This is a genomic window from Streptomyces sp. NPDC057702 (assembly GCF_042799315.1).
Lineage (GTDB): Bacteria > Actinomycetota > Actinomycetes > Streptomycetales > Streptomycetaceae > Streptomyces.
In genome coordinates, this window is the sequence record NZ_JBHVJC010000065.1 from 1 (window position 1) to 11,351 (window position 11,351).

The following is an 11,351-nucleotide window of genomic DNA, read 5'->3' on the forward strand; positions in this document are numbered from 1 at the left end:
CGGCCCGTACGACCCCCAGCGGGGGCGTACGGGCCGCGCCGCGTTGTCGCTGGTCGGAGCCGGTCGGGGCGCGGCTGGCGAGCCGGACGGCGCGCCGGTCTGCGGCGCGTTCCGCCGCCGGCCCTCAGTCGCAGAACGCCTCGCGCACGGCCTCGTAGCGGCTGGTCCACCACACGGCGAGCGCGGCCACGGCGGGGAACTGCGGGTCGGCCCGGCAGTCGCCGCGCTGGTAGCGCCAGCGCAGTATCCAGAAGTCGTTGAGCCGCTCCCACCACACCCGGTGCACGGCCGCCGACAGCTCCTGCGGGCTGGCGCCGGTCGCGGCGCGGTAGCCACGGGCGTACGGGCGGACCTTGGCCAGCGCGAGGGTGCCGGCGGGGCGGACGAAGAAGATCGCGGCGGCGCGCACGGCCTCCTCGGCGCGCGGCTGGACGTCCAGCCGGTCCCAGTCCACGATCGCGGCCGGTTCGGTGCCCCGGTAGAGCAGGTTCAACGGGTGGAAGTCGCCGTGCACCCAGCCCGAGGCGGGAATGGTGGCGGGGGTCGGGCGGCGGTGGGCGTGCCGCTCGATGAGCGCGCGGCGTTCGAGGAGACGGTGCTCGGCGAGTGCGTCGAACGCGTCGCGCGGGCGCCTGCGGCGGGCCAGCGCCAGCAGGTCGTCGATGAGCGCGAAGGTCTCCACCGGGTCGGCCGCCGCCAGCGTCCCGGGCCGGGCCCGGCTCCACGGAGCGGCCGGCGACGGCGACTCGGGCCCGGCTGCCGCGCGCTCCACGGGTCGCGCCGCGAGCCGGGACTCCGGGGGCGCGGGGGCCCTCGGCGGGACCGGCCGGCGCGGCGGGTCGGCGCCCTGGGCGGGGATGCCCGGCTGGGCCGGGACCGCGAGCGGCGGGGAGGCCGCCGCCTGGGTGGGACCAGGCGCACGGGGCGTACGAGATGTGTGAGGTGGGTGGGGCGGGTGCGTGCCAGGGGCCTGGTGGGCCGCTGAGGGCGCTGTGAGGGGCCTGGGAAGGGCCGCGGAGCGGGGGGCGGGCAGTCGTGGGCCGGCGGGCTCCGGGCGGGGCTGCGGGACGCTCAGGGCGCGAGCGCTGGCGCGGTCCGTGGCGCGGGGCGCGGCGGGCTCGGGCCCGGGGCCGCCCGGACCGGTGGCGGGGCCGGCCCCGGCGGGGTCGGCCAGCGACGCCACGGGGCCGGCCGGGAGCTGAGCGGGACAGGCGGGACCGGCCAGCGGACAGGTGGGCCAGGCGGGACCGGCCGGCAGCGCGACGGGACCGGCCGGCAGCGCGAGGGGGCTGGTCAGGAGGCTGGCGGGGCTCGCCGGTGGGGCGATGGGGCGGGCCGGAAGGACGGCGGGGCCGGGCCGGGGCGCGAGGGGGTCGGTCGGGAGGGTGGCCGGCTCGGCGCGCATCACGCGGTCGAGGCAAACGTGGACGAGGCCGAGCAGGGTGCCGAGCCGCCGGCTCTGCGGGGCGGTGAGGTCGCCGCCGTCGCGGTGCACGCCGTCGACCCAGGGGTGCAGGGCGTAGCAGCGCCCGCCGACGACGGTGACGGTGGTGCCGTCGGCGGCGGCCACCGGTGGGGCGACGGGGACGCCGAGCGCGGCCAGCCGCAGCGTGGCCCGGTGCTGGCGGGCGATGGCCGCCAGGTCACCGTCGAGGTGGTGTTTGAGGAAGTACCGGCCCCGGGTGGTGGTGAGGCGGTAGCCACGGTTCAGCAACCCCTGGGTGAGCTGCCGGCAGGAGACGGGTTCGCCCAGGCCCCCGTAACGCTCCAGGAGGGCGGCGAGGGTCCCCGGGCTCAGGGACGCGGCACAGTCGTCGGGGGCGCGGGCGGCGACGGCGGTATCGGGTGAGCGCGGCACCCGCCAGATGGTAGATCACACAGCGTGTGCGTTCCGACGCGCAGGGACACCATCGAGCCGGTGCACGGTCACGAACTGCGGCTCGACGCGCAGGTACACGGGGTCGTACGGGGCGCCGTCGGCGGTGGTCGGGGCCGGGCCGAACAGGGCCAGTTCCGCCTCGCTCGGCGTGACGAGCCGGGCGGTGCCCACGAACTGCACGGACCACACCTCGCTGGTGTCGTCCTCGATGTTGTCCGCGCCGTAGGCGACGACGCCGCCGTCGCAGGCGCGGTGGTAGCCGAAGCCGCGATGCAGCCGCAGCAGGGCGTGGCCGTCGACCACGATGTGCCGGGCGACCGTCACGAAGGGCAGCGCCCGCATGCTCACGGAGACCCTGCCGTAGCGGGCCCTGCCGAGGAGTGCGATCGCGTGCTCGTCGTCCGTCGCGTGGTCGTCGTCCGTGGGCGTGTCGGTGGGCATGTCACCACCCTGCCCGCTTTCACACGCCCCCTATAGGGGCACCCGCCCCGCCGGGACGGGACGTTGGTCCCGAGGTGGGCACCGCCCCGCGCGGGGGCGCGCCGGAGCCGGGGCCCGCGAGCCTCAGTGCCGTTCCGCCTGGAGGCGGGCGACGTACGCGGCGGCCTGGGAGCGGCGCTCCATCCCGAGCTTGGACAGCAGGCTGGACACGTAGTTCTTGATCGTCTTTTCGGCGAGGTGCAGTCGTTCGCCGATGACGCGATTGGTCAGGCCCTCGCCGATGAGGTCGAGAATGCGGCGTTCCTGTTCCGTGAGGTTGGCCAGCCGCTCGTCACCCTTCGGGGTGTTCCCGTCGCGGAGGCGTTCCAGGACGCGGGCCGTGGCGACCGGGTCGAGCAGGGATTTCCCGGCGGCGACGTCGCGGACGGCGGATAGCAATTCATTGCCACGGATAGCTTTGAGGACATAACCGGACGCCCCGGCCATGATCGCGTCGAACAGGGCCTCGTCGTCCGCGAAGGAGGTGAGCATCAGGCACTTGATGTCCTCGTCGCGGGAGCGGACCTCGCGGCACACCTCGACGCCGCTGCCGTCCGGCAGTCGGACGTCCAGCACGGCGACGTCGGGCCTGGTGGCGGGGATGCGGATCAGCGCGTCGGCGGCCGTGCCGGCCTCGCCCACGACCTCGATGTCCTCCTCGACGGAGAGCAGCTCGTGCACACCCCGACGCACGACTTCATGGTCATCGAGCAGGAATACCGTGATTTTTCCTTCTTCGCGCACCATCCCAGTCTCACATACGAACTCTTCCCGTGCTCTTGTCCTCCGGGATAACGTGCCGTTGTTCCGGCGGCCTGCGAGGCTGTGACCAGTGCTTGTTCCCCGCTTTCTCGATTTACTTGGAAATCCAAGCAAAATCGCAGGTCAGATGGGGTTTCGCAGACCTGCGACACACTGGGTAACGTGAGTTTTCGCGGGCCACCCGCCGGAGCACCTGTCACGCCCGGTCGGGGCATCGGCGCACCCACCCCGTGCGCCGGGGACCGCCGGGCGGAGCCGCCCTCTCGCCCCGTGCGAGAGGACCACCAGCCGCCGGCGGACCCCGGGGGCCGGACAGACGGAGGAGCACACGTGACCGTGGACAGCACTGCCGCGCGCAAGTCACGCAGCAGCAGCACCAAGCGCACCAGGGCCAAGCAGCCGACGGCTGATCAACCCCAGCTCGTACAGTTGCTGACGCCCGAGGGCGAGCGGGTCGAGCATCCCGACTACTCCATCGACTTGACCCCCGAAGAGTTGCGCGGGCTGTACCGGGACATGGTGCTGACGCGACGCTTCGACGCCGAGGCGACGACCCTCCAGCGCCAGGGCGAGCTGGGCCTGTGGGCCTCGCTGCTCGGGCAGGAGGCCGCGCAGATCGGCTCGGGCCGCGCGCTGCGCGACGACGACTACGTCTTTCCCACCTACCGCGAGCACGGCGTCGCCTGGTGCCGGGACGTCGACCCGACGAACCTGCTCGGCATGTTCCGTGGCGTGAACAACGGTGGCTGGGACCCCAACAGCAACAACTTCCACCTGTACACGATCGTCATCGGCTCGCAGACGCTGCACGCCACCGGTTACGCGATGGGCGTGGCCAAGGACGGCGCGGACTCGGCCGTGATCGCGTACTTCGGGGACGGCGCCTCCAGCCAGGGCGACGTCGCCGAGGCGTTCACCTTCTCGGCGGTCTACAACGCGCCGGTCGTCTTCTTCTGTCAGAACAACCAGTGGGCCATCTCCGAGCCCACCGAGCGCCAGACCCGCGTCCCGCTCTACCAGCGGGCGCAGGGCTACGGCTTCCCCGGCGTACGCGTGGACGGCAACGACGTGCTGGCCTGCCTCGCGGTCACCCGCGCCGCCCTGGACCGGGCCCGCAGCGGGCAGGGCCCGATGCTGGTCGAGGCGTTCACCTACCGGATGGGCGCCCACACCACCTCCGACGACCCGACGCGCTACCGCGCGGACGAGGAGCGGGAGCTGTGGGAGGCCAAGGACCCGATCCTGCGCCTGCGGTCCTACCTGACCCGCGAGAAGTTCGCGGATGAGGACTTCTTCACCGCCCTGGAGGAGGAGTCGGACGCGCTGGCCAAGCGGGTGCGGGACGTGGTGCGTTCCATGCCCGACCCCGACGACATGGCGATCTTCGAGAACATCTACGCCGACGGGCACGCCCTCGTCGACGAGGAGCGCGCCCAGTTCGCCGCGTACCAGGCTTCGTTCGCCGAGGAGGGTCACTGACATGGCTGCCGGTACCACCGAGAAGCTGTCGATCGTCAAGGCGATCAACGCTTCCCTGCGCAAGTCCCTGGAGACCGACAACAAGGTCGTCATCATGGGCGAGGACGTCGGCAAGCTCGGCGGCGTCTTCCGGGTCACCGACGGGTTGCAGAAGGACTTCGGCGAGGAGCGGGTGATCGACACGCCGCTGGCCGAGTCCGGCATCGTCGGCACCGCCATCGGCCTGGCGCTGCGCGGCTACCGCCCGGTCGTGGAGATCCAGTTCGACGGCTTCGTCTTCCCCGCCTACGACCAGATCGTCACGCAGCTCGCGAAGATGCACGCGCGCTCGCTCGGCAAGGTCAAGATGCCGGTCGTCATCCGCATCCCCTACGGCGGTGGCATCGGCGCCGTCGAGCACCACAGCGAGTCGCCCGAGGCGCTGTTCGCGCACGTCGCGGGGTTGAAGTGCGTCTCGCCCTCGAACGCCTCCGACGCGTACTGGATGATGCAGCAGGCCATCGCCAGCGACGACCCGGTCATCTACTTCGAGCCCAAGCGGCGCTACCACGACCGCTCCGAGGTCAACACGGCCGCGATCCCCGGCCCGCTGCACACCTCGCTGGTGGAGCGCCCCGGCACGGACCTGACGCTGGCGGCGTACGGGCCGATGGTGAAGGTGTGTCGGGACGCCGCCGCGGCGGCGGCCGAGGAGGGCAAGTCGATCGAGGTGCTCGACCTGCGGTCGATCTCGCCGATCGACTTCGACGGCATCGAGGCGTCGGTGCGCCGCACGGGCCGGCTGGTCATCGTGCACGAGGCGCCGGTCTTCTTCGGCTCCGGCGCGGAGATCGCCGCGCGGATCACCGAGCGGTGCTTCTACCACCTGGAGGCCCCGGTGCTGCGGGTGGGCGGGTTCCACGCCCCGTACCCGCCGTCCCGGCTGGAGGACGAGTACCTGCCCGGACTGGACCGGGTACTCGACGCCGTTGACCGAGCGTTGGCGTACTGAGGGTCCAAGGAGCAGTGACGATGAGCAACACCGCACAGCGCTTCCGCGAGTTCAAGATGCCCGACGTGGGCGAGGGACTCACCGAGGCGGAGATCCTCAAGTGGTACGTCCAGGTCGGCGACACCGTCACCGACGGGCAGTCCGTGTGTGAGGTCGAGACGGCCAAGGCGGCCGTCGAACTGCCCATTCCCTTCGACGGCGTGGTGCACGAGCTGCGTTTCGCGGAGGGTGTGACCGTCGACGTCGGCACCGTGATCATCTCCGTGGACACCCAGCCGGGCGCGGGCCCCGCCGAACCGGCCGCGCCCGCCGCCGGCCAGGCCGAGGCCAACGGCGGGCCGGTCGAGGAGCCCGAGCCCGAGCAGCAGGGCCGCCAGGCCGTGCTCGTCGGGTACGGCGCGGCGCCCTCCTCCACCAAGCGCCGGCCCCGCAAGGCGCGGCCGGCGGGCCCGTCCACGGTGGCCGCCGGGCTCCAGGCGGAGCTCAACGGGCACGCGGCGGCCCCCGCCGCGCCCGCCGCCCCGGCCGCTCCCGCACCGGCGCCCGCGCCGGTGGTCCCCGCGCCGGCGCAGGCCCCGAACGGCGCCCGCCCGCTGGCCAAGCCGCCGGTCCGCAAGCTGGCCAAGGACCTCGGCATCGACCTGGCGAGCGTCACACCCACCGGCGACGGTGGCGTCATCACCCGCGAGGACGTGCACGCGGCGGCCGGCGCCGCCAGTGCCCCGGCTCCGGCAGCCGCGACCACCGCCCCCGAGCCGGTGGCCGCCGCGACCGGGGGCGAGGTCGTCACCACCGGTGGTGAGGTCCGGGTGCCGATCAAGGGCGTCCGGAAGGCCACCGCGCAGGCGATGGTGGCCAGCGCCTTCACCGCGCCGCACGTCACCGAGTTCGTCACGGTGGACGTCACGCGCACGATGAAGCTGGTCCAGGAGCTCAAGCAGGACCCGGAGATGGCGGGGCTGCGGATCAACCCGCTGCTGCTGATCGCCAAGGCGTTCCTGGTCGCCATCCGGCGCAACCCGGAGATCAACGCCGCCTGGGACGAGGCGAACCAGGAGATCGTCCACAAGGACTACGTCAACCTGGGCATCGCCGCGGCCACCCCGCGCGGCCTGATCGTCCCGAACATCAAGGACGCCGGCCGCAAGTCCCTGCCGGAGCTGGCCACCGCGCTGTCCGACCTGGTCGCCACGGCCCGCGAGGGCAAGACCACGCCGGCCGGCATGTCCGGCGGCACGGTCACCATCACCAACGTCGGCATCTTCGGCGTCGACACCGGCACGCCCATCCTCAACCCGGGCGAGTCCGCGATCCTGGCGATCGGCACCATCAAGCTCCAGCCGTGGGTCCACAAGGGCAAGGTCAAGCCCCGCCAGGTCACCACCCTCGCGCTCTCCTTCGACCACCGCCTGGTGGACGGCGAGTTGGGCTCGAAGGTGCTGGCCGACGTGGCGGCGGTCCTGGAGCACCCGGGCAAGCGCCTGATCACCTGGGGCTGACCGCCTTGAGCTGACCGCCTGGGGCTGGTCACCCAGGGCTGGCCGCCTGGAGTCGACCGCCTGGGGCCGACCAGCCCGCGAACCACCACCGGGGCTCGCCGCCCCTGCGCCGCCGGGGCCGGGGCGTAACGGCGGCGACCACCGGGGCCCGGACGCGTCACCACGCGTCCGGGCCTTTCGCGTACGCGGGGTTTCCGCGGGCGCGGGGCCCTCGCGACGCGGGGCCGTCGCGTGCGCGGAGTCAGGGGCTGGCGGGGGCGGGGGCGCCCGGGGTGGGCCCGGCGGCGAGGGGCGGGGCAGGGGCCGGGGCGTTCGTCCTACCGGGCCCCGCCCAACCACCCGGTCGGCCCCACGACGACCGGGGGCGGCGACGGCCGCGTGGCGCGCACCCGACGCGAGACCATCGGGGGCCGCGCCGCACTCGCCCGCCACGACCGGGGTGACGGGGGCGACGGGGGCGACGGGCTCATCCGCCACACCCACCCTGCCCGCCACACCCGCCGCAAGGGCCCGGCCACCCTCCGCCGCCGCCACGGACTCGGCCGGCCGCGTCCGCCACGCCGGAGGCGACCGTTCCGCACGCCACGCCGGCCCCACCCGGTCGGCCCCGCCACGCCGGACGTGGCCCCTCCCACCCGTCACGACGCCGCGTCCCCCCATCGGGGGCGCGTACGGGGCGCGTTCAGCGGACAGGGTGGCCGGTACGGGTGGCCGCTTCCGTCGCGGGCGCGCCGCGAGCGGGACGCTTCGACCGTGTCCACGAGGTGGGCGCGGATGATCAAAAACACCCTCGGAAGCGGTTAAGGTAAGGCTAGCCTTGCTTCTGAACTTGGTGCTGAGGAACTGCCGATGACGCTGGCCCTTGCCCCGGCCTGCCCGCCCGACGACGCCACCGCCACCGACGGCGCGCACCTGCTCGCCCGTGGATACGAACGCCTGACCGCGCTCTGCGAGCCGCTGCGCCTGGACGTCCGACGGGCCCCCGAACCGTCGCCCGATCCAACTCCCGGCAGCCGGCCCCCGGCTACGGCACGACCCCACGACAGTAACTCTTCTGACGTGCCGTCAATTCAGCGCGACGCTCGACACAGCCTTGAGGAGCTGGCGGCGGAGCCCGCGTTGCTGGCCGCGTTCCTGGACGCGGAGGAGGCGCGCATCGCTGCCGGCGGCGATGCGGCCCCGCGTCGCCACGTGGTGGCCGCGCGTGCCCTGCACGGCTGTCTGTGGTCGGTATCGCTGCTGCTCAGCGGCCCGTGGTACCTCGACCGCCGGGTGCCGCTGCTCGGCCCGGGCGCGGTGCGGCTCGACCTGGCGGGCAACCGGTACGAGGTCACCCCGGGCGGATTCGTCTGCCTGCCCGGCGACCCGGCCGCCCATGTGCCGGGCGTGGTGACCGTGTCGGACGAGGAAGCGTTGCGCACGGAGCTGCGCGACGGGTTCGCCGCGCTGGTCCGGCCGTTGCTCGCGGCGATCGGCCCGTGGTTCCGGCGCGGCCCGCGCGCGCTGTGGGGGATGGCCGGCGACGACCTGGTCTCCGGCATCTGGTCGCTGGGCCGCGCGCTCGGCGAGGAGGAGCGGGCGGCGCGCCAGGCCGGCGACGTCCTGCCGTACGCCGTCGAGCCCTTTCCCGCCGGCGCGGACTTCCGCCGCCTGGAAGGCGGTTCGGGGCGCGGTCACCTGACCCGCACCCGTACCGGCTGCTGCCTGTACTACGCGATCCGGCCCGCCGAAGCCTGCGGGACCTGCCCCCGGACGGGCGACGCGGAGCGGCTGCGGCGTCTTGAGTGCTGAAATCATCGGGCCGGCTGGGGCGGGTGCTGCTTCCATGGGCGCATGAGTCTCGATGGACGTGTGACCGAGGACAGCGGCGCGAGGCCGACCCGCACCATCGGAATCCTTCTCTTCCCCGCCGTGGAGGAGTTGGACGCGATCGGGCCCTGGGAGGTCCTGTCGTACTGGACCTACCACTACCCCGACGACGGCTGGCGCGTGTTCTGCTTCTCCGCCGACGGAGCGCCCGTGACCTGCGCGAAGGGGCTGACCGTCGAAGCCCACCGGAGCGCGGCCGAACTGCCCGATCTGGACGTGCTCATCCACCCCGGCGGCCGGGGCACCCGCCCCATGCTCACCGACCGGGCCCACCTGGACTGGGTGGCCCGCCAGCGCGAGCGGGTGCCGCTGATGGCCGGCGTCTGCACGGGCTCCCTGGTGTACGCGGCGGCGGGCCTGCTCGCCGGCCGCCCCGCCACCACCCACTGGGCCTCCCTCGACCGGCTCCGTGAACTCGACCCCACCATCGACGTACGCGCCGGCGAACGCTTCGTCGACGACGGTGACCTGCTCACCTCCGCCGGCATCTCGGCCGGTATGGACATGTCCCTGCACCTGGTCAGCCGCCTGGTCTCGCCCGAACGCGCGGAGGCGGTCCGCAAGGGCCTTGAGTACGAGCCCCGCCCCCCGATGCTCGCCGACCAGGCCCCGGCCGCGTCGTAGGGGCGCCCCGGAGGCGCGGCGGGCGGGTGTCCGACACGGCGGTGGTGACACGGCGGTGGTGACCCGCCCGCCGCGCCGCGCGCGAGCGCGCGGCGGCCCCGGAGTAGGGCCAGCACCACCCTCGTCAGGGTTGCTAGGGCGATGGCCCGGCCCTGGTCGGCGGAGCCAGCATGGGGGTCCGAACCAGGGTGGGAAAGGGGCAGGCGCATGCGAGGCGGCAGGGCGACGGGCGGGTTGGGCAGGGCGGTCGCGGTGGGTGCGGCGGTCGCCGTGGGGGCGGGGCTGATGTCGCCCACGGTGGCCTCGGCCAGCGATGACGCGGCGCGGGCCCGTGGTGGGAGCGGGGTGCGGGAGGAGCCGCGGTCGCTGGAGGGCGTGTGGCGGATGGACGGGTACGGCACGGTCGTCACGGTCCGGGGCGGCGCGTACCAGGAGTACCAGACGACGGCCGTGAGCTGCCTCAAAGGCGAGTCCGCGCGGCGCACGGGGCAGGGCGACGGGGCGTACCGGTACGCCAAGGACAACGGGCGCACCTTCGCGCTGCGGCCGACCGGCGGCGTACGGCGGATCACCCTGCACGTCGACGGCTCGCCCGGGGACCGGGAGCTGCGGCGGATCGGCGAGTTGCCCGCCGGCTGTGACCCGGACGGGGACGACGGCTCGGGCGGACCCTTCGACCCGCTGCGCACCTTCGACGTGTTCTGGCACACCTTCGCGGAGAACTACCCGTTCTTCGCCGCCAAGGGCATCGACTGGACGGCGGTGCGGGACCGCTACCGGCCACGGGTGAGCGCGCGGACGACCCACGACGAACTCTTCGGCATCTTCCGCGAGATGGCGCGCCCGCTGCACGACGCGCACGTCCTCGTCGACGCCGGCGCCACCGGCCAATTCTTCGACGTGCGGCCCGGCACCACCATGCCGGACGAGGCGATGGACGCCCGCGTGACCTCCTACATCGAGGACCGCGACCTGGGCGGCCGGCCGCTCACCCGGTACGCGGGCGGCCGGATCGGCTACGCGGACCTGCCCGGCGACCGGGGCTACCTGCGGATCTCGGCGTTCATCGGCTACTCCGAGACGCCGACCTACGACGCCAACAAGGCGGCTCTGGACCAGGCCCTGGACGCCATCCTGACCGCCGAGCGCACCCGGCGGCTGCGCGGGCTCGTCGTCGACCTGCGGGTCAACGGCGGCGGCGCCGACTCCTTCGGCCTCCAACTCGCCTCCCGGCTCACCGACCGGCCCTACTTCGCGTACGCCAAGCGCGCCCGCAACGACCCGGCCGACCCGACCCGGTTCACCACCCCGCAGCCGCAGTACGTCACGCCCGCCCGGGCACCCCGCTACACCGGGCCGATCGCGCTGCTCACCGGCGGCTCCACGATCAGCGCGGGGGAGACGTTCACCCAGGCCCTGATGGAGAGGCCGGCCAGGACCGTCCGCGTCGGCGCGCACACCCAGGGCGTCTTCTCGGACACGATGGACCGCGTCCTGCCGGGCGGTTGGCGGATCAGCGTGCCGAACGAGGAATTCCGCACCCGCGCGGGACAGTCCTTCGACGGCCCCGGCATCCCGCCGCACCTCGTCGAACCTGTCTTCACGGAGGAAGAGTTCACGCACCGGCGCGACTCGGCCTTCGACCGCGCCCTGCGCGTGCTGCCGGGCACCGGGGCCTGACCGGCGTCACCGCCCCCGGACCCCCCGGTTCCGGCGTCGGCCGGCCGGGCCGGACCCGGCGTCGCGCGGGCGGGCACCCCTGTAGCCC

The 11,351-nt window shown here is 74.0% G+C and carries 8 protein-coding genes and 2 pseudogenes; 6 read left to right on the forward strand and 4 right to left on the reverse strand.

Translation table 11 applies throughout. The features are described from left to right. Nucleotides 1–124: 124 nt before the first annotated feature. From ACFVFR_RS31050 to ACFVFR_RS31065, 4 genes and pseudogenes are all read right to left on the reverse strand, one after another. Nucleotides 125–694, reverse strand: a pseudogene (locus ACFVFR_RS31050) (phosphotransferase); the annotation flags it as partial. Nucleotides 695–1,453: 759 nt separating this feature from the next. Next, a pseudogene (locus ACFVFR_RS31055) lies at nucleotides 1,454–1,858 on the reverse strand (phosphotransferase); the annotation flags it as partial. A gap of 15 nt (nucleotides 1,859–1,873) precedes the next feature. Further along, complete coding sequence (locus tag ACFVFR_RS31060; RefSeq protein WP_383707827.1) at nucleotides 1,874–2,320, reverse strand: pyridoxamine 5'-phosphate oxidase family protein; 447 nt, start codon at nucleotides 2,318–2,320, stop codon at nucleotides 1,874–1,876. A gap of 123 nt (nucleotides 2,321–2,443) precedes the next feature. Further along, complete coding sequence (locus ACFVFR_RS31065; RefSeq protein WP_383707829.1) at nucleotides 2,444–3,103, reverse strand: response regulator; 660 nt, start codon at nucleotides 3,101–3,103, stop codon at nucleotides 2,444–2,446. A 348-nt stretch (nucleotides 3,104–3,451) separates the two neighbouring features. Here ACFVFR_RS31065 and pdhA point away from each other — a divergent pair, with 348 nt between their 5' ends. The 6 genes from pdhA to ACFVFR_RS31095 all read left to right on the forward strand — a co-directional run bounded on the left by pdhA (nucleotide 3,452) and on the right by ACFVFR_RS31095 (nucleotide 11,263). Beyond that, nucleotides 3,452–4,600 carry a pyruvate dehydrogenase (acetyl-transferring) E1 component subunit alpha gene (gene pdhA, locus ACFVFR_RS31070; RefSeq protein ID WP_383707831.1) on the forward strand — a complete coding sequence of 383 codons (1,149 nt, stop codon included), beginning with the start codon at nucleotides 3,452–3,454 and terminating at the stop codon, nucleotides 4,598–4,600. Nucleotide 4,601: 1 nt separating this feature from the next. Continuing rightward, nucleotides 4,602–5,591, forward strand: coding sequence for an alpha-ketoacid dehydrogenase subunit beta (locus ACFVFR_RS31075; RefSeq protein ID WP_383707833.1), 990 nt, complete (start codon nucleotides 4,602–4,604; stop codon nucleotides 5,589–5,591). Between the two features lie 20 nt (nucleotides 5,592–5,611). After that, entirely contained in the window at nucleotides 5,612–7,090 is a 1,479-nt protein-coding gene (locus ACFVFR_RS31080; protein ID WP_383707835.1) for a dihydrolipoamide acetyltransferase family protein, read from the forward strand. Between the two features lie 855 nt (nucleotides 7,091–7,945). Further along, on the forward strand, nucleotides 7,946–8,881 hold the full coding sequence (locus ACFVFR_RS31085) for a (2Fe-2S)-binding protein (RefSeq protein ID WP_383707856.1): 936 nt from the start codon (nucleotides 7,946–7,948) through the stop codon (nucleotides 8,879–8,881). 42 nt (nucleotides 8,882–8,923) lie between these two features. Continuing rightward, nucleotides 8,924–9,583 (forward strand): DJ-1/PfpI family protein, encoded by a 660-nt coding sequence (locus tag ACFVFR_RS31090; protein ID WP_383707838.1) that lies wholly within the window; start codon nucleotides 8,924–8,926, stop codon nucleotides 9,581–9,583. A 207-nt stretch (nucleotides 9,584–9,790) separates the two neighbouring features. Then, nucleotides 9,791–11,263: a S41 family peptidase gene (locus ACFVFR_RS31095; RefSeq protein WP_383707840.1), complete on the forward strand. Its 1,473-nt coding sequence runs from the start codon at nucleotides 9,791–9,793 to the stop codon at nucleotides 11,261–11,263. Nucleotides 11,264–11,351: the final 88 nt, after the last annotated feature.

Excerpts from the sequence above, each read along its gene's own strand:
- ACFVFR_RS31090 (WP_383707838.1), top strand. The coding sequence starts at position 8,924 with ATGAGTCTCGATGGACGTGTGACCGAGGACAGCGGCGCGAGGCCGACC.
- ACFVFR_RS31095 (WP_383707840.1), top strand. The coding sequence starts at position 9,791 with ATGCGAGGCGGCAGGGCGACGGGCGGGTTGGGCAGGGCGGTCGCGGTG.
- ACFVFR_RS31060 (WP_383707827.1), bottom strand. The coding sequence starts at position 2,320 with ATGCCCACCGACACGCCCACGGACGACGACCACGCGACGGACGACGAG.
- ACFVFR_RS31075 (WP_383707833.1), top strand. The coding sequence starts at position 4,602 with ATGGCTGCCGGTACCACCGAGAAGCTGTCGATCGTCAAGGCGATCAAC.
- ACFVFR_RS31080 (WP_383707835.1), top strand. The coding sequence starts at position 5,612 with ATGAGCAACACCGCACAGCGCTTCCGCGAGTTCAAGATGCCCGACGTG.